The sequence below is a fragment of the Allosphingosinicella sp. genome (assembly GCF_059502505.1).
The window spans coordinates 297590-317621 of sequence record NZ_JCACEU010000016.1 but is presented as its reverse complement, the minus strand read 5'-3'; the positions used below and the strand labels follow the sequence as shown (position 1 = coordinate 317621).

Below are 20032 nucleotides of genomic sequence, written 5' to 3'. Positions count from 1 at the left end.
CCGCGATTCACTCCGCCGCCTGCGCCTGCTCGGGCTCCTTGTAGACCAGCACCGGCTTCCTCGCCGCCAGCGTCTCGTCGAGGCGGCGGCGCGGCGCGTGGACGGGTGCCGCCTTGAGGCTCTGATCGCCCGCCTTCGCTCGCTCCGCCACCGAGCGGAGCGCGCCGATGAACTGGTCGAGCGCCGCCTTGCTCTCCGTCTCGGTCGGCTCGACCAGCATCGCGCCGTGAACGACCAGCGGGAAATACATGGTCATCGGGTGGAAGCCTTCGTCGATCAGGCCCTTGGCGAGATCGAGCGTGGAGAGGCCGCCCTCGAAGCCTTTGTCGCTGAACAGTGCCTCGTGCATGCAGGGGCCGCTGGCGCCGAACGGGGCGTCGAGCACGTCCTCGAGGCTGCGCAGGATGTAGTTGGCGTTGAGAACGGCGTCCTCCGACACCTGCCTGAGCCCGTCGACACCGTGACTGAGGATGTAGGACATGGCGCGGGTGAACATGCCCATCTGGCCGTGGAAGGCGGTCATGCGGCCGAAGCTCGAGCCATGATGCTCGCCCGCCGTCTCCTCCTCGACGAGAGCGAAGTGATCGCCCTGCTTCTCGACGAACGGAAGCGGTGCGAACGGCGTCAGCGCCTCGGAGAAGACAACCGGACCGGAGCCCGGACCGCCGCCACCATGCGGCGTCGAGAAGGTCTTGTGGAGGTTGATGTGCATCGCGTCGATGCCGAGGTCGCCGGGGCGCACGCGGCCGACGATCGCGTTGAAATTGGCACCGTCGCAATAGACCAGGCCGCCCGCCGCATGGACCGCCTCGGAAATCGCGATCATGTCCGGCTCGAACAGGCCGCAGGTATTCGGGTTGGTGATCATCACCGCCGCGACGTCGGGGCCGAGACGATTCTTCAGCGCCTCAAGGTCGACGCGGCCGCGTTCATTGGCAGGGATGTTCTCGACACGGTAGCCGACGAAGGCCGCAGTGGCGGGGTTGGTGCCGTGCGCGCTTTCGGGGACGAGGATGACCTCACGCGCATCGCCGCGCGCTTCCAGCGCGGACCGGATTGCGAGCAGGCCGCACAGCTCGCCATGTGCACCTGCCTTGGGGCTCATCGCGACGGAGTGCATGCCGGTGAGCTTGATCAGCCACTCGCCCAGCATCTCGATCAGCGCCAGCGCGCCCTGGACCGTGTCGACCGGCTGGAGCGGGTGGATGTCGGCGAAGCCGGGCATCCGCGCCACCTTCTCGTTGAGGCGCGGATTATGCTTCATCGTGCATGATCCCAAGGGAAACAGCCCAAGGTCGATTGCATAATTCTGACGGCTGAGGCGGGTATAATGACGCACCGTCTGCGGCTCGGTGAGGCCGGCGAGGCCGATCGGCCGGTTGCGCTCGAGGCCGCCGAGGCGGGTTGCGGCGGAGGGCTTCTCTTCCAGGTCGATGCCGGTCGTGCTGGTGTCGCCAAGCTCGAAGATAAGCGGCTCCTCCAGCATCAGGGCGCGGTTGCCGGTGAAGGTCGCCGGCTCCGCGCCGTCGCTGCCGCCCGCGCCCAGATCGGGCCTCCAGCCACTTGGATTGACGCTCATGCCAAATTCTCCTCGAGCGCGCTCGCCAGCGCCTCGACATCCTGTTCGGTGACGGTTTCGGTGACGGCGACGACGAGGCCGTTCTGAAGGGCTTCAGCGCCCGGATAAAGCCGGCCGAGCGACACCCCGCCGAGCACGCCGCGCTCAGCCATGGCGCGGATGACGGGCCGTGCTTCCTTCGACAGGCGCAGGGTGAACTCGTTAAAGAAGGTATCGCTGACCAGCTCCACACCGGGCACCTGCGCCAGCCGCTCCGCCGCGGCGACGGCCTTGGCGTGGTTCAGCTCGGCAAGTTGCCTCAGGCCCTTCTCGCCCAGCAACGTCATGTGGACGGAGAAGGCGAGCGCGCAGAGGCCGCTGTTGGTGCAGATGTTCGAGGTCGCCTTCTCACGGCGGATATGCTGCTCGCGCGTCGAAAGCGTCAGCACGAAGCCGCGCTTGCCCTCCGCGTCGACCGTTTCGCCGCAGAGGCGCCCCGGCATCTGGCGGACGAACTTCTCCTTGCAGGCGAACAGGCCGACATAGGGACCACCGAAATTGAGGCCGACACCGATCGACTGGCCCTCGCCGACGACGATATCCGCGCCCATCTCGCCGGGCGAACGGATGAGGCCGAGCGCGACCGGCTCCGTCACCACCGCAATCAGCAAGGCGCCATTGGCATGGGCGCGCTCGGCGATCGGGCCGAGGTCGACGATCCGGCCGAGGATGTCGGGATATTGGACGACGACGCAGCTCGTCTCCCCATCGATCGCGGACAGCAAGCGCTCCGCGTCGGTCTCGCCGGTGAGCTCCGGGAGAGTCACGTCGAGCTCGTCGCCGGTGAACCTCGCCATGGTCTTGGCGACCGAAACGTAATGCGGATGCAGCCCCGACGAGAGCAAGGCCTTGCCCCGCCGCGTCACGCGGCGCGCCATGCTGATCGCCTCCCAGCAGGCGGTCGAGCCGTCGTACATGGACGCGTTAGCGACGTCGCAGCCGTAGAGCCGCGCCACCTGAGTCTGGAATTCGAACAAAGCCTGCAGCGTGCCTTGCGCGATCTCGGGCTGATACGGCGTGTAGCTGGTCAGGAACTCGCCACGCTGGATCAGATGATCGACGCTGGCGGGAATGTGGTGCCGATAGGCGCCGCAGCCGAGGAAGAAAGGCACTTCCCCCGCCACCAGATTTTTGCGGGCGAGGCTGCCGAGCTGCCGCTCGACGGACAGTTCGCTGGCATGATCGGCCAGGCCTTCGATCGTGCCGCTGAGCCGCGCCGCCTCGGGCACGTCCACGAACAGATCATCGATCGACCTGGCGCCGACGGCACGCAGCATCTCGCGGCGATCGGCCTCGGCGAGGGGAAGATAACGCATCTAGTGGGGCTTTCTCATCGTGAAGCGGAGGCGGACGTAATCGGCGAACCAGCTGCCGTCCGGGCGCCGGAGGGTGGGAGCGACGCGGTGCTGGACGCCCTCGGCGATGGCGGCACGCTCGCTCTCCGGTACTCCGGCCACGTCCATGAAGCCGGAGCGGAAGGTCATGACCCACGGAACTATGCCGGCGGGGAGATCGGTCTCGCGCGGGATCAGCCGCGCCTCGGCCTCTTCGAAGCCGGCATCGCGATAGACGCGGGTGAATTCGTCGACACCGGCATACCATTGGGGGTCGTCGGCGGGCACGGCGTAGCCACGGGATGCGAGCTCGTCGCGGAGCGCAGTGCGGAGGGTGAGGAGATTGCCCTCCCCGCCCATCTCGCCGACGAAGCGGCCGCCCGCCTTGAGCATCCCGAACACCCCGGTCGCGACCGCAATCGGATCGAGCATCCAGTGGAGGGCCGCATTGGAGAAGGCGGCGTCGAACTCGCCGAAACGCTGCGAGGCTTCGGCAAGGTCAAGCGCCTGCGCGTCCGCCACGAACGCATCGATACCCCGCGCCCGCGCAGCCTCGACCATCTCGGGCGAGGCGTCGAGGCCGATCACCTTCGCGCCCGCCTGCTCGATGAGCACCGTCAGCGCGCCGTCACCGCAGCCGAGATCGAGGATGATCTCGCCGGGCTGCGGCGCCAGCAGGCCGAGCGCCGCCGCACCCAGCGCCGGCACGAAGGCGGCGTTCCGGGCGTAGTCGGCCGGACACCAGCGGGAGGTCGGGTTGAGCGTCACTGGCTGTCGCAGAAGGCCTTGTATTCGTCGGCGCCCATCATCCCGTTCAGCTCGCTATTGTCCGACAGACGGAGCTTGAAGAACCAGCCCTCACCCTCGGCGGCGCTGTTGACCAGCGCCGGATCGTCGACCAGCGCCTGATTGCCTTCGGTGACCTCGCCGCTGACCGGCGCGTAGACGTCGGATGCCGCCTTCACGGACTCGACCACCGCCGCTTCCTTGCCCTTCTGGAGACGGGTGCCTTCCGACGGCACTTCGACGAACACGACGTCGCCGAGCTGCGCCTGCGCGAAGTCGGTGATGCCGACGGTCGCGGTGTCGCCCTCGACGCGGATCCATTCATGTTCCTTGGTGAAATAGGTGCTCATTCAAGCGGCTCCCTTGCGGTGATAGCGGTGAGGGACGAACGGCGACGGCACGACCCGCGCCTGGAAAAGCTTGCCACGCTGCGCGAGCGTGACCTGGGTCCCCGGCGGCGTCATGGCGGCAGGCACATAGGCCATGGCGATGGGTGCCTCCAGCATCGGCGAGAAGCCGCCGCTGGTGACGCGGCCGATCTCATTGCCTTCGCCGTCCACCACCATCGCGCCCTCGCGGACCGGCTGCCGGCCCTCAACTGCCAGACCGACGCGGCGGGCGATCGTTCCCTGTTCGAGCTCGAGCTGGATACGCGGCGCGCCCGGGAAGCCGCCCTCGGCGCGCCGGCGCTTGGAGATGGCGAAAGCGAGGTCCGCCTCGACCGGCGTCGTCTGCTCGTCGAGGTCATGGCCGTAGAGCGGCAGGCCCGCCTCGAGCCGCAGCGAATCGCGGGCGCCGAGACCGATCGGCTTCACCTCCGGCTGCTCGGTGAGCAGGTCGGCGACCTGGGTCACGTCCGTCGCCGCAACGGAGATCTCGAACCCGTCCTCGCCGGTATAGCCCGAGCGGCTGATCCACGCATCGATGCCACCGATCGAGAAGCGGCCGCCGGTCATGAAGCCTAACTCCTGCACCCCCGGCGAAAGGCGGCTCAACGCCTCCACGGCCTTCGGCCCCTGCAGTGCCAGGAGCGCCTGTTCGGTCATGTGCGTCAGCGTCACGCCAGCCGGCAGGCGCTGCTGCAGGTGGGCGATGTCACCTTCCTTGGTGGCGCCGTTCACCACAAGGTAGAAGCTGTCGCCGCGGCGGGTTGCCATCAGGTCGTCGATAATGCCGCCATGGTCGTTGAGCAGCAGCGAATAGCGCAGCCGCCCGTCCTTCAGCAGCGACAGGTCGGCGGGCAGCAGGCTCTCCAGCGCGGCATCGAGGTTGCTGCCGCTGATCGTAAGCTGGCCCATATGGCTGACGTCGAACAGGCCGGCCGACTCGCGCGTCCAGCGATGCTCGGCGATGATCCCCTCATATTGGATCGGCATCTGATAGCCGGCGAACGGCACCATGCGGGCACCCTTCGCGCGATGCCACTGGTCGAGGGGAAGTGTCTTCTCGGCGTCGCTCATTCCAGTCTCCACAAGGCGCCCCGGCCAGGCCTCACGGCCTGCAAGTTCCGGAACCCCCTCTGTCACTGGACCTGAGAGCTTTCGCGCGCCGTGCGACCGGCGGGCTTACCCCTTCGGTGGGATGCGCTGAGGCACCCGCTTTCCAGAGTGTCTTGGCGCCCGCGCGGTCCTTTTGCCTGAGAGATTCCGGGGCGGTTGCTCCTTCGGCGCCGGCGGCTTTGAACCCGCCAAACTCTCCCGCGCGATCACCCGGCTCGCGCCGGCGACGCGGCCGCTCTGAGCCGAGCGGCCGGCCAAGTCAACGCGCTTAACGCGTCGCGTTGTAGGCGAGCTGCTCCGGCGTCAGCTGGAAGCCGACCAGCACCTCGAAGGTGGCACGCTGGACGGCGGCGCGCACGGTGGGATCGGAGAGCGGATCGATCGCCGCGTCGGCATCGCCGGGCTTGCGGTCGCGAGTGACGCGGCGGCGGACGTCTTCCGGCAGGGTCGCTGCGGAGCGAAGCACCTGCGTGCTCGTCGCGCCGGACGTGCTCGCACGGATCTGGCCGTCGGCAAAGCGGAGGCCGACGCGCCCCAGGCGTTTGGCGACGACGTTGCTGCCGCCCTGCACTACGCTCGCGAAATATTCGAGCACCACTTCCCGGTCGCCGCGGGGATCGCGGCGCTGCCCGTGAACGTCGAAGCTCACGCTGGTGATCACATATTCGCCGCTGTCGTCGCAGGTGGAGCGGATATTCGTGATGTTGGCGACGACGTCGATCGCATTGGCGTCGCGGCTGTCCGCCGGATTGAACAGGGTGATGTCGCCAGTGGCCGCGGGAATGGCGACGGAGGGACAAGCCGTGCGGGTCGTGATGATGCCGAGACCGGTGATCTCGCCTTGGCGGCTGCAGCCCAGGAGAACCAACGGAAGAAGCGCGGCGACGGCCGCTTTGGACTTGAACACAGGCACGGATCCCCGATCTTGCAGAAGACGTTCGCCGGCCTAGCCGACGGGCGGGATCATAGGAAGCGCCTTTCACCCGGGCAAGCAATCCGGTAAGGCCGCGGCCGGGCGGCACAGGCGCTTTTCGGCGCGGCAAGATACTGGGACTTATGAGCTTCAAGCCACCATTGAACCTGCTGATCGCGGCGCCGCGCGGCTTCTGCGCAGGCGTCGATCGGGCAATCCATATCGTCGAGCTGGCGCTGCAGCGCTACGGCGCGCCCGTCTATGTCCGCCACGAGATCGTCCACAACAAGTTCGTCGTCGACAATCTGAAGGCCAAGGGCGCGGTGTTCGTGTCGGAGCTGGACGAGGTGCCGGACGGCGTGCCCGTCGTCTTCTCCGCCCATGGTGTGCCGAAGTCCGTGCCGGCGAGCGCCGAGGCGCGGGGCCTCTCCTATCTCGACGCCACCTGCCCGCTGGTCTCGAAGGTCCACCGCCAGGCGGAACGGCTTGTCGAGGGCGGGCGGCACATCCTCTTCATCGGTCATGCCGGCCATCCGGAAGTGATCGGCACGTTCGGTCAGGTTCCGAACGGGCAGATGACATTGATCGAGACGGCCGAAGACGCCGAGACCATTCAACCAGCCGACGCGGAAAATCTGGCGTTCCTGACCCAAACCACACTCTCGGTCGACGACACGATCGAGATCATATCCATCCTCCAGCGCCGATTTCCGACCATCAAAGGGCCGCGCGGCGAGGACATCTGCTACGCCACGTCCAATCGCCAAGCCGCGGTCAAGGACATCGCCAGTCGCTGCGACGCGATACTCGTAATCGGGGCGCCGAACAGCTCCAATTCTGTCCGCCTGGTCGAGGTGGCTGAGCGCGAGGGCGTGCGCGCCCGGCTGGTCGGCCGCGCTACCGACATCGACCTTGACTGGCTCGAAGGCGTCGAAACCCTCGGCCTGACCGCCGGCGCCTCCGCGCCGGAGGTGCTCGTGCGCGAGGTCGTCGATCTGCTCCGGGCCCATTACGACGTGACCGAGGTGCCCGTCGAAGGCGTCGAGGAACGGATGGTCTTCAAGCTGCCGCGCGGCCTCGAAGCGGCCTGACCCCTGTCCACGTCTCCCGATTTGACGCGCGTCGAGATCTTCACCGACGGCGCCTGCAAGGGCAATCCCGGGCCCGGCGGCTGGGGCGCTGTGGTGCGCTCCGGCGCGCATGAAAAGGAGCTGTCCGGCGGCGAGGCGCTCACCACTAACAACCGCATGGAGCTGCTCGCGGCGATCCGGGCGCTGGAGGCGCTGAAGCGGCCCTGCGCCGTCACGCTCACCACCGACAGCAATTATGTAAAGGACGGCATCACAAAGTGGATCTTCGGCTGGCAGAAGAATGGCTGGAAGACCGCCGACAGGAAGCCGGTCAAGAATGCGGAGCTGTGGCAGGAACTGCTCGAGGCGGCCCGCCCCCACCGGATTGAGTGGCGCTGGGTGAAGGGCCATGCCGGACATGCGGAAAATGAACGCGCGGACCAGCTCGCCTGCTCGGCTGCGGCTCAGTTCGTAAAGCGGGTTACAAGGTAAGGCGAGGGGCTGATCCCGGCGATCATCGGATCGGGTTCCGTATCGCGCAACAAGGCCGCCGCGAGCTTGGCCGCCGCCGGAGCGGTCTGGATGCCGAAGCCGCCCTGCCCCGCGCACCAGAAGAAGTCGCGCCGTTCGTCGGCAAAACCGTAGACCGGCAGCCGGTCCGGCGCGAAGCTGCGCAAGCCGGCCCAGCTATGTTCGACGCGCTCGACGCGCCAGTCGACGATCATCGAGAGCCGGTCGATCGCCAGCGCCACGTCATATTCCTCCGCAGCCGAATCGCACGGTTCGCAGGGCGTCTCGTCGTGCGGACTGAGCCAGAGGCGACCCCCCGCTTCCGGTTTGAAATAAAAGCGACCGAGCGCGTCGATCACTAAAGGCAGATCCGCCGGTGCCGGAGGATCGACCCTGAGCTGCGCGATCGTGCGCCGATAGGGACGCACGCCCACCGGAGCCTCACCGGCCAGCATGGCGACACCGTCCGCCCAAGCCCCCGCGGCATTGACGAGGATCGCGGCCTGCACGTCGCCCTGCGTGGTTGCTAGCGCCCAACCGCCGGCTGTTCGCCGCGCACCTTCTAGCCGTGTGTCGAGCAGGAGTTGCGCCCCTGACCCGCGCGCTGCCTTCAGGTAAGCCTGGTGCAGGGCGGCGACGTCGATATCCGCGCAGCTCGCCTCGTACACGCAGTGAGACCAGCCCGGCCTGATGCCAGGGATGCGCCGCTCCAGCTCCGGCCTGCCGAAGCGCCGCAGCTCTACCGATCCCTCGAACTCCCGGAGCATCGCATCAAGCACCGCCTTCCCTTCATCCTCGGCCACGAGGATCGCCCCTCGCGGCTGCAGGAAGGCTCGGTCGGAGAAGCTTACCGAGGGAGCCTTGAGGAAACCCTCAGACGCGCTCGTGAGCGGCTGGATCAGCGGCCCGCCATAGGTTTCGGACCAGAAGGCGGCCGACCGGCCGGTCGCATGATAACCGGCATGGCTCTCCGCCTCGATCATGATCACCGACAGATGCGGCGCCAGCTCGGCGGCGAGGCTCGCTCCGGCCATGCCGGCGCCGACGATCGCGACATCGGCCTTCATGCAGGCGCGTGCGCGTCGAGGAAAGCGTCGATCCGGCCGAGCGCCTCGAGCCGGACGGCGTCGCTTTCGCGCAGCAGTTCGTGCGCGGCATCCTTGAACATCAGCAGCTCTGCCTTCGGCAGCAGCGCTGCGGCGCGGCGGATTGCACGCGGATCGACCAGCCGGTCGCGATCGGTGCCGAGCAGCAGCAGCGGAATGTCGACCTGCTTCAGCGTGGCTCCGTCGTGGCGGGCCGTGGAGCGGAAGGCGGCGTCCAGCCAGCCCCAGCTTGGCGGGCCGAGGTGGAAGCCCGGCTCCCGCTCCTTCCACCAGGTCTCGTCTGCAAAGCGCTGATCGCAATGGGTGAGGTTCGCCTGACGGATCCGGCCCTTCTCCGCCAGCGCGCCGCGCTCGCCCCAGACCCGCAGATCGGGTCCCGCCGCGGCGGCGCAGCGGGCCACCAGTTTTCCCAGCGGGTGCGGCAGGGGGGAGCTGTTGACCGCCAGCATCGGTGCGACCAGCACCGCAGCCGCGAGCGCCGGCCTCCGCTCAGCCAAGATGCGCAGCAGGAGGTGCCCGCCCATCGAGTGCCCGATCGCGACATGCGGCCCGGGCGTGCTGGCGATCACGCTCTCGATCAGCTCCCCGCCATCCCTCACCAGCGGGTCGAAATCCCTGAAATTGCCGCCGACGATGGTGCCCCGCGAATGGCCCTGCCCGCGCCAGTCGAAGGAGGTGACGTTCCAGCCCTGTGCGTGCCAGTGGCCGAGCGGCTCCAAGTATTTCTCGATGAAGTCGGCGCGTCCGCCGGCGAAGATCAGATTGCCCCGCGCCTCCCCGTCCGCAGGCTGCGGCCAGTCCATGCGGCGGAGGCTCCAGCCGTCGGATGCCGTCCAGCTCGAGAAGGCCGCTCCCGCCGGATGTGCCCGTCGGTCGTGGTTAATCACTTGCATCTGAGCCGGTTACGGTTTGGCAAGTAACCAAGTCTAGTAGCACTTCCCATGCAGGGGGTTCTCGCCAATCTTTTCGTCGCCGTGCTGGCCGCGATGCTGATCGTCGCGGCGACGGGCGACGTGCGTTCCCGCCGGATCCCCAACTGGCTGAACCTTGCCATCGCGCTCACCGCCATCCCCTTCTGGTGGATGTCGGGGCTCTCGCTGTGGCCTGACGTCGCGACCCAAGTCGCGATCGCTGCCGGCGTGTTCGTCGTCTTCGCCATCCTCTTCCACCTTGGAATGATGGGCGGCGGCGACGTCAAGCTGCTTACCGCGCTTGCGCTCTGGCTGCCGCTTGGCGCGCTGGTGAAGCTGCTGGTGATCATGAGCCTCGCGGGCGGCGTGCTGACCTTGGTCATGCTGGTCCGCCGGCGGCGTGCCAGCAGCGAGGAAAAAACGGAAGTTCCGTACGGCGTGGCAATCGCCTTCGCCGGACTGTGGCTGATTGGCGAACGATATCTTTACCAATTTGGATGATGACTAGGCCGGGTTTCGATCTGAGCCCGACGGGAGGCGACACGCGTCATGGATGTTAGAAAGCTCATGCTGTTGATCGGCGCGCTCGTCATTGCGGTGATCACCGCCGTGATGGCGAAGAACATGTTCTCGGGATCGAGCGCACCGCAGGCTGCGGCGACTCCGGTCGTGGAAATGGGCCCCGAAGTGCTCGTCGCGACCCGCAGCCTCCCCGTCGGCACCATCATCGATGCCGAGGCGCTGCGCTACCAGCCCTGGCCGAAGGAGCTCGTCCAGCAGGCCTACTTCCTGAAGGGCGGCGCGCCGGCAGCCGAAGGCGAGCCCGAAGCGAAGCCGGTCGATCCCACCGAGTTGCTCGGCGCGGTCGTCCGCAACGAGGTCACCGCCGGCCAGCCGCTCACCCAGGGCTCGCTGATCAAGCCGGGTGAGCGTGGCTTCCTTGCGGCGGCGCTTGGCCCGGGCATGCGCGCCGTGACGGTCGCGGTCTCCGCCACCAGCGGTGTCGCCGGCTTCATCTTCCCGGGCGACCGGGTCGACGTCATGCTGACCCAGGAGGTAGCGGGCGAAGGCACGCCGCTGAAGGTCACCGAGACGATCCTGCGCAATGTCCGCGTGCTTGCGGTCGACCAGCGCACCTATGCGATGGGCCCCGACGGCAAGCCGCAATTCGGCAAGTCCAAGACCGTGACCTTCGAGGCGACCCCCAAGATCGCCGAGAAGATCCAGGTTGCCCAGACGATCGGCGCGCTGTCGCTGTCGCTGCGCTCGATCGCCGACAATACGGCCGAGCTCGAGCGGGCGATCGCGTCCGGTGAGGTCGACGTTCCGGAAGGCGACGATCCCGCCGCCGAGCGCCGCATGATGCTGGCAGTCGCCGCCAAGCCGGTCGACTCCAACACGACCTACACGGTCGGCGCCGACGTCTCGCGCTTCCAGCGGGCCAGCGTCCCCCGTGCCGCCAAGCCGCAGCAGAATGCCGGCGATCCGCTGAGCGCCGCTGCGATGCTGGCTGCGCTTGCCGGCCGCGATCCGAATGCCGCCAAGGCCGAATCACGCCCGACGGGTCCGGTGGTTCGGGTCGCCCGCGGCAACAATGTCACCGTCGTTCCGGTGGGAGCCAAGTAAGATGAGCAAGACCAAGTTCACCACGCGCATGACGCTCGGCACGGCAATGGCCGCGCTGATCGCTGCCAGCCTCGGCGCCGCGGCTCCCGCGCCCGCCCTGGCCCAGCCGGCCGGTGCCTCGAAGCCGACCAACGATGTCGCGCTTTCGGCCGGCACCGGGCGCCTGATCCAGCTCGACGGCGCGATGAGCGACCTGTTCGTCGCCAATGACGGCATCGCCGACGTCCAGGTGCGATCGAGCAACCAGATCTACATCTTCGGCAAGGCGCCGGGCGAGACCACCATCTACGCCACCAACAAGGCCGGCCGGGTGCTCTATTCCGCCAACGTACGGGTCGGGACCAACATCGGCTCGATCGACGAGATGCTGAGCCTGGCGATGCCGGATGCCCGCATCCAGGCGACGCCGATGAACGGCATAGTACTGCTTACCGGCACCGTCGCCGCGCCGCAGGACGTCGAGGAAGCCAATCGCCTCGTTCAGGCCTTCGTCGGCACCGGCACCCAGGTGGTCAGCCGCCTCAAGACGGCGACTCCGCTGCAGGTGATGCTCAAGGTCAAGATCGCGGAGGTCAGCCGCAGCCTGATCCGCAATATCGGTGTCAACCTGCTGACCAAGGATACCACGGGAGGCTTCACCTTTGGCATCGGATCGGGACGCAATCCGGGCAAGCTCAGCGCGGAAGACCTGGCGGGCTTTCCGAATGCCCTGATCCCACTGCCCGGCGGCGGCTATATTGAAGGTCCCTACGACCCTTCGACCGGGACGTTTGTGAACCCGCGCGGCACGTCCGTGGCTGAGATTCAAAAGGGCCCCGGCACTACCCTGGGCCTTGCCGGCCGGCTGCTGGGCCTCGATATCCTTGCGGCCATCGACCTGGCGGAGAATGGCAATCTCGCGACCACGCTTGCGGAACCAACGCTGACGGCATTGTCGGGGGAAACCGCCAGCTTCCTCGCGGGCGGTGAATTCCCGATCCCGATTTCCAACGGAATCAACGGCCTTGCCATCGAGTATAAGCAGTTCGGTGTCAGCCTGGCGTTCACGCCGGTCGTGCTGGAAGGCGGCCGCATCTCGATGAGGGTTCGGCCGGAAGTGTCCGAACTGTCGGCTGCCAATGGCATCACGCTAAACGGCTTCAACATACCCGGCCTCTCGACCCGTCGAACGGAGACCACGGTCGAGCTCGGTTCTGGTCAGAGCTTTATGATCGGCGGCCTCATGCGCAACAACTCCGCCAACGGCGTCGAGAAGGCTCCCTTCCTGGGCGATCTTCCGATCCTCGGCACGTTGTTCCGCTCCAAGGCGTTCCGAAAGGACGAATCCGAGCTGGTGATCGTCGTGACGCCGTATCTGGTGAAGCCGGTGAGCGCGGATAAGATTTCGCTTCCGACCGACGGCTTCCGGCAGTCCAACGACTCCCAGTCGCTGTTCCTCGATCAGCGGGAGGACGGCCGAACCGGCGAGCGTCGCCCGGGACCGACCGTGGCGCCGCCGCACGCGGTGAACCCCGGCATGGGCTCGATCGGCAGTGCCGAACTCCCGCAGCCGGCTGCGCCGGCGCCGGTCAAGCAGGCGGCGCTGCCCGCCCGTGCTGCCGCGGCCGCCAAACCCTCTGCCCAGCCCGGCTTCAGCTTCTGATGCGCGCACGAAAGGAAAGCATGACCATGACACGCTTCACATCCTCGGCCGCGCTGGTTGCGATCACCCTCGGGCTCAGCGCCTGCGGGCCCGAGACCAACCGCCTGACGCCGGTCAGCAATCCGTCGCTAACCTCGGTCAGCCAGCCGGTCGTGCAACGGACCGACTTCGTGCTCGACCTCGCCGGCTCGGGCAGCGGCGTTCCGGCTTCCGAAAAGGCCCGGCTTGCCGATTGGTTCGACAGCCTCCGGGTCAGCTACGGCGACCGCGTCTATGTGGAGACCGCCGGATATGACGACGCGCAGAGCCGCGCCGACATCGCCGAGGTGGCAGGAGATTACGGTCTGCTGCTGAACGAGGGCGCGCCTCTATCGGCAGGTTCTGCGGCGCCTGGAATGGTGCGGGTGATCGTCAGCCGTACGATTGCTACGGTTCCGGGCTGTCCCATCTGGGAGGACGAGATGGTCGGCGCCCCCGAGGGCACCAGCAGCAACTATGGCTGCGCGACGAACTCGAATCTGGCCGCGATGATCGCCGATCCGAACGATCTGGTGCTCGGCCAGTCCGGGACGAGTCCGCGAGAGAATGTCCAGGGCTCGAAAGCGATAAGGCTCTATCGCGACCGCGCGCCGACGGGCGCTGCTCCCCTCAAAGCTGAAAAGACAGGTGGCTGATAATGAACGCGCCGTTTCATGCCATGCGGGGCTCCGCTTCGCTTCGTGACCCCTTCAGCGCCTATGTGTGCGACGACGCCACGGCGGAGATCCTCCGTCCGATCGCGGTCGAGCATGGCTGGGCGCCCGAGAAGGTCAACAAGGGCGGGCTGCGCAACGCGGTCCAGTCGCTATCGGTCTCGGCCAGTCCGAACATCCTGTTCGTCGACCTGTCTGAGTCGGGCGATCCGCTGAACGACATCAACGCGCTCGCCGAGGTTTGCGAGCCCGGCACGGTGGTGATCGCCGCAGGCCAGGTGAACGACGTCCGCCTCTACCGCGATCTCGTCGCCTCCGGTATCCAGGACTATCTGCTGAAGCCGTTCACGGCCGACCAGGTCCGCGACGCGTTCGTCCAGGCGCAGATGACGATCTCTGGTCCGCGCGTGAATGAGCCGTCGATCGAGCGTCCGCACGTCATGGCCGCCGTGATCGGCGTCCGCGGCGGCGTCGGCGCCTCGACCGTCGCAACCTCGCTCGCCTGGATGATGGGCGACAAGGCGGGCCGCTCCACGGCCCTGCTCGACCTCGACGTCCATTTCGGCACCGGCGCGCTGTCGCTCGATCTCGAGCCCGGCCGCGGCCTCACCGACGCGATCGAGAATCCGAGCCGCATCGACGGTCTGTTCATCGAACGCGCCATGGTCCGGGCCAACGACAAGCTCTGCGTGCTGTCGGCCGAAGCGCCGATCAACCAGCCGCTGCTGACCGACGGCTCAGCCTACTTCCAGCTCCAGGAGGAGATGCGGGGCGCGTTCGAGACGACCATCATCGACCTGCCGCGGCCGATGCTGGTCCAGCACCCGCACCTGGTGCACGATGCGCATGTCGCGATCGTGGTCGTGGAGCTCACCCTCGCCGCCACCCGCGATGCGATCCGCATCCTAAGCTGGCTCAAGGCCAACGCGCCGCAGTCGCGCGTGATCGTCGTCGCCAACAAGGTCGCGCCGGCTGCGCAGCAGGAGATCAGCCGCGCCGAGTTCGAGAAGTCTATAGAGCGCAAGATCGACGTGATCATCCCGCTCGACCTCAAGTCGGCGGCACAGTCGGCCAAGCTCGGCCAGCCGCTCGCCAAGACGGCGGCCGGCGCCAAGGTCGGTCAGCCGATGGGCCAGCTCGTGACGATGACCGTCTCCGCGGTCGACGGTTCGACCGAGGGCGGCGACGTCGCCGGGGCCGACACGTCGCTGCTCGGCAAGTTCGGCAATCTGAAGTCGCTGTTGGCCAAGAAGCCGAAGTCGGCGGACGCCTGAGCCTCGCCGAAAGGCGAAGCTCGGCCGCCGGCGCGGCAGCGAAGACGTGGTGAGGGTTAGGATCAAATGCCGACATTGCCGATATTGATCATCGCTGCGGGAGTGCTCGGCGTCCTGGTCGTGCTCTATGCCGCCATGATCGGCCCCTCGCCCGCAAAGGCGCGGAGCCGCCGCATCGAGTCCCTGCGCGAGCGCCACAGCAAGTCCAGCGAGGTCGCGACGCAGGCGCAGATGAAACGTATTCTGGCCAATCGCGGCACCAGGATGGACGGCTTCGCCCAGCGCTTCATTCCCAATCCCGCCTTGCTGCGCAGCCGCATCGAGCGCACCGGGCGGAGCTGGAGCCTCGCTCAATATCTGATGGTCTCGGTGACGCTGGCGGTGGTAGCCGCGGGTCTGCTGCTGGCCAACGGCCTGCCCTTCCTGCTGGCCGCCTTCCTCGGCCTGTTCCTCGGCGCAGCGCTTCCGCACTTCACGCTCGGCATCCTCATCAAGCGCCGCATCACCAAGTTTACCGCGCGCTTTCCCGACGCCATCGAGCTGATGGTCCGCGGCCTGCGTTCGGGCCTGCCTATTTCGGAGACGATCGGCATCGTGGCGAGCGAGATACCGGGCCCCATCCAGGTTGAGTTCCAGACGGTGTCGGACAAGATGAAGATCGGCCGCACCATGGAAGCCGCGCTCCAGGAGACGGCCGACAGGCTCGGGACACCAGAATTCCAGTTCTTCGTGATCACGCTCGCGATCCAGCGGGAGACCGGCGGCAACCTTGCCGAGACGCTCTCCAATCTCGCCGACGTGCTGAGGAAGCGCGCGCAGATGAAGCTGAAGATCAAGGCGATGTCGTCGGAATCGAAGGCGTCCGCCTATATCATCGGCGCCCTGCCCTTCATCGTGTTCGGCCTCATCTACTCGATCAATCCGGAATATATGGGCGACTTCTTCGTCGATCAGCGGCTGATCATCGCCGGCCTCGGCGGCATGTTCTGGATGGCGATCGGGGCCGGGATCATGGCCAAGATGATCAATTTCGAGATCTGAGCGGAGAGCATCGATCATGACACCCCCCGCTTCCGGCCCGACCATCCTCGGCATCGACGTCGTCATGGTGGCGACCGTCCTCTCGGCCGTCGCGACCATGGCCGTGCTCGTCGCCATCTATGCGGCGACCACAGTGCGCGACCCGATGGCGAAACGCGTCAAGGCGCTGAACGAACGGCGCGAGCAGCTCAAGGCCGGCATCGTTGCCTCGACCTCGAAGCGCCGCAGGAAGATCAGCAACAAGAACGAGGCCGCCGACAAGGTCCGGAGCCTGCTGAGCTCGTTCAAGATGCTCCAGGACGAGCAGGTCGAGAAGGCGCAGATCAAGCTGCTCCAGGCCGGCATCCGCTCCAAGGACCTCGCCTTCGTCGTCATCTTCGCCCGCTTCGTGCTGCCGCTGGTGTTCGGCAGCGTGATGATCGTCGGCGTCTACCTGCTCGACTGGTTTCCGGAATGGACAGCGTTCAAGCGCTACATGCTGGTCGCCGGCACCTTGGTTCTGTCCTACAAGGCGCCCGACATCTGGCTGAAGAACAAGATCCAGAAGCGCACCCACGCGATCCGCAAGGGCCTCCCCGACGCGCTCGACCTGCTGGTCATCTGCGCCGAGGCCGGCCTCACCGTCGACGCCGCCTTCAGCCGCGTCGCCAAGGAACTCGGCAAGGCCTATCCGGAGCTCGGGGACGAGTTCGCCTTGACCTCGATCGAGCTGGGCTTCCTCACTGACCGTCGCAGCGCGTTCGAGAACCTTGCCACCCGCATCGACCTCGACTCGATCCGCGGCGTCGTGACGACGATGATCCAGACCGAGAAATACGGCACCCCGCTGGCCAGCGCGCTGCGCGTGCTTTCGGCCGAGTTCCGCAACGAGCGCATGATGCGCGCCGAGGAGAAGGCGGCGCGGCTGCCGGCGATCATGACGGTGCCGCTGATCCTGTTCATCCTTCCGGTGCTGTTCGTGGTGATCCTCGGTCCTGCGGCCTGCGACATCTCCGACACGCTGATGAAGAGCTAACGGGGAACCGGCCGGGCCGCTCGTTCATTCAGGAGGCGAAACGTCTTCTGTGAGGAGTGCGCCCGGTGGCCCCTTTCCTTCCTGAGCAATACATCATCCTGGCGCTGATCTTCGTGCTGGGCCTGGTGCTCGGCATGTTCCTGTTCTCGGGCGGCAAGTGGAAGCGCCGCTACAAGGAGGAGGCGCGGCTCCGCGCCGACCTCGAGGCCGAGAATGCGCGGCTGCGGAAGGACCATGCCGAGGCGGACTCCCTGCACCGGGCGGCGATCCGGAATCCCGTGAGAGATCCCGCACATCGCAATCCTCTCTAGCGCGCCCTCAGCGCCGCCTGCGCCGCCGCCAGCCTCGCGATCGGCACCCGGTAAGGTGACGCGCTGACATAATCGAGGCCGGCGGCTTCGCAGAAGGCGATCGACGCGGGGTCGCCGCCATGCTCGCCGCAGATGCCGAGCTTGAGGCCGGGCTTCGTCGCCCGTCCGCGCTCCTTCGCCAACCGGATCAGCTCGCCGACGCCCTCGATGTCGAGGCTGACGAACGGGTCGCGCTCGTAAATGCCCTTTTCGACATAGAAGGTGAGGAAGCGGCCGGCATCGTCGCGACTGACGCCCAGCGTGGTCTGGGTGAGGTCATTGGTGCCGAAGCTGAAGAAGTCAGCTTCTTCAGCAATGCTCCCAGCCATCAAGGCTGCGCGAGGGAGTTCAATCATTGTGCCCACTGAGTAGTCGGGCTGATACCGATACTCATGCTCTTTGATGACAGCGCTGTATGTCTCAACGATCAATTCACGGATTAGCGCAAGTTCCTTGCGAGTACCGACCAGAGGCACCATGATCTCGGCTTTAGGCGCCAATCCTTCGGCTTCGACGGAAATCGCCGCCTCGAAGATGGCGCGCGCCTGGACCTCGTAGATTTCGGGATAGGTGATACCGAGCCGGCAGCCGCGGTGGCCGAGCATCGGGTTGAGCTCATGGAGGTCGGAGACACGGCTCTTGACCTTGTCCACCGTGGAGCCGGCGGCCTCCGCGACCGAGGCGAACTCCTCCTCGCTGTGCGGCAGGAATTCGTGGAGCGGCGGGTCGAGCAGGCGGATGGTGACGGGGAGGCCCGCCATGATGCGGAAGATCTCCTCGAAGTCGCTGCGCTGGGCCGGGAGCAATTTGGCGAGCGCGGCGCGGCGGCCCTTCTCGTCCTCGGCGAGGATCATCTGGCGGACGTTGGCGATGCGCTCGGCGTCGAAGAACATATGTTCGGTGCGGCACAGGCCGATGCCCTCGGCGCCGAACTCGCGCGCCGTGCGGCAGTCGTTGGGGGTCTCGGCATTGGTGCGGACCTTGAGGCGGCGGACCTTGTCGGCCCATTGCATGAGCGTGCCGAAATCACCGACCAGCTCCGGCTGAATGGTGGGGACAACGCCAAGCATCACCTCGCCGGTCGAGCCGTCGATGGTGATGGTCTCGTCTTCACGCACGACGATGTCGCCGACGCGCATCGACCGCGCCTTGTAGTCGATCGAGATGCCGCCGGCGCCGCTGACGCAGGGGCGGCCCATGCCACGCGCGACGACCGCGGCGTGGCTGGTCATGCCGCCGCGGGCGGTGAGGATGCCGCGGGCGGCGTGCATGCCGTGAATGTCCTCGGGACTGGTCTCGATGCGGACCAGGATCACCTTCTCGCCCAAAGCGGCGTAGCGCTCGGCCGTGTCGGCATCGAAGACGGCGACGCCGCAGGCCGCGCCGGGCGAGGCGGGCAGGCCCTTGGCGATCACCCGGCGCGGCGCCTTGGGATCGAGGGTCGGGTGGAGGAGCTGGTCGAGCGCAGACGGATCGACGCGCAGCACCGCCTCTTCCTGTGTGATGAGGCCTTCCTCGGCCATGTCGACCGCGATCTTGAGCGCCGCCTTGGCGGTGCGCTTGCCGCTGCGGGTCTGCAGCATCCAGAGTGTACCGCGCTCGACGGTAAACTCGATGTCCTGCATGTCGCGATAGTGGCGCTCGAGCAGGTCGAAGACGCGGGCGAGCTCGGCATAAACGTCGGGGAGCGACTCCTCCATCGAGGCGGCCTTCGCCCCTGCGCGTTCGCGGGCGGCGCGCGTCAGATATTGCGGGGTGCGGATGCCGGCGACGACGTCCTCGCCCTGGGCGTTGATCAGATACTCGCCATAATAAGCATGCTCGCCGGTCGAGGGATCGCGGGTGAAGGCGACGCCGGTCGCGGACGTGTCTCCCATATTGCCGAACACCATCGCCTGGACGTTGACGGCAGTGCCCCAGTCGGCCGGGATATTGTTGAGGCGGCGGTAGACCTTGGCGCGCTCCGACTGCCAGGAGCCGAAGACGGCGCCGATCGCGCCCCAGAGCTGCTCGTGCACGTCCTGCGGGAAAGGCCGGCCCCAGAGCTCCTCGACCAGCTCCTTGTAGCGGCGGACAAGGGTTTCCCAGTCGGCGGCTTCCAAATCGGTGTCGAGGTGGACGCCCTTGTCCTCCTTGGCGATCTCCAGCGCATCCTCGAAGGCGCCGTGGTCGAGGCCGAGGACGACGTCCGAATACATCTGGATGAAGCGGCGATAGCTGTCCCAGGCGAAGCGCGGATCGCCGGAGGTGGCGACGAGGCCGGCGACGGTCTCGTCGTTGAGACCGAGGTTGAGCACCGTGTCCATCATGCCGGGCATGGAGACGCGGGCGCCTGAGCGGACCGAGACGAGAAGCGGATCGGCAGCGTTGCCGAAGCTCTTGCCGGTGATGCCCTCAATATGGGCGATGCCTTCGCTGACCTCTGCGCGCAGGCTGTCGGGGAAGCTCTCGCCTTCCTCATAATAGCGCGTGCACATCTCGGTGGAGATAGTGAAGCCCGGCGGGACCGGCAGGCCGATCGAGGCCATTTCGGCAAGATTCGCGCCCTTGCCGCCGAGCAGGGTCTTGTCACCCTGACCGCCGTCGGAAACGCCTCCTCCGAAGCGGTAGACGTATTGAGTCATCGTCAGCATTCGCCCCTGTTC

General features: G+C 66.9%; 19 protein-coding genes and 1 riboswitch. Of the genes, 10 read left to right on the top strand and 9 right to left on the bottom strand.

Going from position 1 to position 20032, the window contains the following annotated elements:
- Positions 1 to 7: 7 nt before the first annotated feature.
- From gcvPB to AC5JBD_RS09770, 6 genes are all read right to left on the bottom strand, one after another.
- The gene (gene gcvPB, locus AC5JBD_RS09795) at positions 8 to 1579 is read right to left on the bottom strand and encodes an aminomethyl-transferring glycine dehydrogenase subunit GcvPB (protein WP_495721609.1); all 1572 of its coding nucleotides are present in this window, start codon (positions 1577 to 1579) and stop codon (positions 8 to 10) included.
- A complete protein-coding gene (gene gcvPA / locus AC5JBD_RS09790; RefSeq protein ID WP_495721608.1) occupies positions 1576 to 2934 on the bottom strand; it encodes an aminomethyl-transferring glycine dehydrogenase subunit GcvPA in 1359 nt (452 codons plus the stop codon). The genes gcvPB and gcvPA overlap by 4 nt, the downstream gene beginning before the upstream one ends.
- Positions 2935 to 3720, bottom strand: a complete 786-nt coding sequence (locus AC5JBD_RS09785) for a class I SAM-dependent methyltransferase (protein WP_495721607.1) — start codon at positions 3718 to 3720, stop codon at positions 2935 to 2937.
- The gene (gene gcvH / locus AC5JBD_RS09780) at positions 3717 to 4088 is read right to left on the bottom strand and encodes a glycine cleavage system protein GcvH (protein WP_495721606.1); all 372 of its coding nucleotides are present in this window, start codon (positions 4086 to 4088) and stop codon (positions 3717 to 3719) included. Before gcvH ends, AC5JBD_RS09785 begins: the two co-directional genes overlap by 4 nt.
- Positions 4089 to 5198, bottom strand: coding sequence for a glycine cleavage system aminomethyltransferase GcvT (gcvT, locus tag AC5JBD_RS09775; RefSeq protein WP_495721605.1), 1110 nt, complete (start codon positions 5196 to 5198; stop codon positions 4089 to 4091).
- 154 nt (positions 5199 to 5352) lie between these two features.
- Positions 5353 to 5448, bottom strand: a riboswitch (glycine riboswitch).
- 57 nt (positions 5449 to 5505) lie between these two features.
- On the bottom strand, positions 5506 to 6144 hold the full coding sequence (locus AC5JBD_RS09770) for a hypothetical protein (RefSeq protein WP_495721604.1): 639 nt from the start codon (positions 6142 to 6144) through the stop codon (positions 5506 to 5508).
- Positions 6145 to 6293: 149 nt separating this feature from the next.
- On the opposite strand from AC5JBD_RS09770, the gene ispH reads away from it, so the two are divergent.
- Together ispH and rnhA are read left to right on the top strand one after the other, a co-directional pair.
- Complete coding sequence (ispH, locus tag AC5JBD_RS09765) at positions 6294 to 7241, top strand: 4-hydroxy-3-methylbut-2-enyl diphosphate reductase (protein ID WP_495721603.1); 948 nt, start codon at positions 6294 to 6296, stop codon at positions 7239 to 7241.
- Between the two features lie 21 nt (positions 7242 to 7262).
- Positions 7263 to 7712, top strand: coding sequence for a ribonuclease HI (rnhA, locus tag AC5JBD_RS09760; protein ID WP_495721602.1), 450 nt, complete (start codon positions 7263 to 7265; stop codon positions 7710 to 7712).
- Here the strand turns inward: rnhA and AC5JBD_RS09755 are convergent.
- Together AC5JBD_RS09755 and AC5JBD_RS09750 are read right to left on the bottom strand one after the other, a co-directional pair.
- Positions 7685 to 8797, bottom strand: a complete 1113-nt coding sequence (locus AC5JBD_RS09755; RefSeq protein ID WP_495721601.1) for an NAD(P)/FAD-dependent oxidoreductase — start codon at positions 8795 to 8797, stop codon at positions 7685 to 7687. The two genes, rnhA and AC5JBD_RS09755, sit on opposite strands and share 28 nt — an antisense overlap.
- A complete protein-coding gene (locus AC5JBD_RS09750) occupies positions 8794 to 9729 on the bottom strand; it encodes an alpha/beta hydrolase (RefSeq protein ID WP_495721600.1) in 936 nt (311 codons plus the stop codon). The genes AC5JBD_RS09755 and AC5JBD_RS09750 overlap by 4 nt, the downstream gene beginning before the upstream one ends.
- 48 nt (positions 9730 to 9777) lie before the next feature.
- Between AC5JBD_RS09750 and AC5JBD_RS09745 the strand changes: the two genes are divergently transcribed.
- From AC5JBD_RS09745 to AC5JBD_RS09710, 8 genes are all read left to right on the top strand, one after another.
- Positions 9778 to 10248 carry an A24 family peptidase gene (locus AC5JBD_RS09745; RefSeq protein WP_495721599.1) on the top strand — a complete coding sequence of 157 codons (471 nt, stop codon included), beginning with the start codon at positions 9778 to 9780 and terminating at the stop codon, positions 10246 to 10248.
- Between the two features lie 48 nt (positions 10249 to 10296).
- Entirely contained in the window at positions 10297 to 11373 is a 1077-nt protein-coding gene (gene cpaB, locus AC5JBD_RS09740) for a Flp pilus assembly protein CpaB (protein ID WP_495721598.1), read from the top strand.
- 1 nt (position 11374) lies between these two features.
- Positions 11375 to 13015 carry a type II and III secretion system protein family protein gene (locus AC5JBD_RS09735; protein ID WP_495721597.1) on the top strand — a complete coding sequence of 547 codons (1641 nt, stop codon included), beginning with the start codon at positions 11375 to 11377 and terminating at the stop codon, positions 13013 to 13015.
- Between the two features lie 26 nt (positions 13016 to 13041).
- Positions 13042 to 13689 carry a CpaD family pilus assembly protein gene (locus AC5JBD_RS09730; protein WP_495721596.1) on the top strand — a complete coding sequence of 216 codons (648 nt, stop codon included), beginning with the start codon at positions 13042 to 13044 and terminating at the stop codon, positions 13687 to 13689.
- Positions 13690 to 13691: 2 nt separating this feature from the next.
- Complete coding sequence (locus tag AC5JBD_RS09725) at positions 13692 to 14981, top strand: pilus assembly protein CpaE (protein ID WP_495721595.1); 1290 nt, start codon at positions 13692 to 13694, stop codon at positions 14979 to 14981.
- A 66-nt stretch (positions 14982 to 15047) separates the two neighbouring features.
- Positions 15048 to 16022 carry a type II secretion system F family protein gene (locus tag AC5JBD_RS09720; RefSeq protein ID WP_495721594.1) on the top strand — a complete coding sequence of 325 codons (975 nt, stop codon included), beginning with the start codon at positions 15048 to 15050 and terminating at the stop codon, positions 16020 to 16022.
- A gap of 16 nt (positions 16023 to 16038) precedes the next feature.
- Positions 16039 to 17037, top strand: a complete 999-nt coding sequence (locus AC5JBD_RS09715) for a type II secretion system F family protein (protein WP_495721593.1) — start codon at positions 16039 to 16041, stop codon at positions 17035 to 17037.
- Between the two features lie 65 nt (positions 17038 to 17102).
- The gene (locus tag AC5JBD_RS09710; RefSeq protein ID WP_495721592.1) at positions 17103 to 17348 is read left to right on the top strand and encodes a LapA family protein; all 246 of its coding nucleotides are present in this window, start codon (positions 17103 to 17105) and stop codon (positions 17346 to 17348) included.
- Here the strand turns inward: AC5JBD_RS09710 and ppdK are convergent.
- Positions 17345 to 20011 carry a pyruvate, phosphate dikinase gene (ppdK, locus tag AC5JBD_RS09705; protein ID WP_495721995.1) on the bottom strand — a complete coding sequence of 889 codons (2667 nt, stop codon included), beginning with the start codon at positions 20009 to 20011 and terminating at the stop codon, positions 17345 to 17347. The genes AC5JBD_RS09710 and ppdK overlap by 4 nt on opposite strands.
- Positions 20012 to 20032 lie beyond the last annotated feature (21 nt).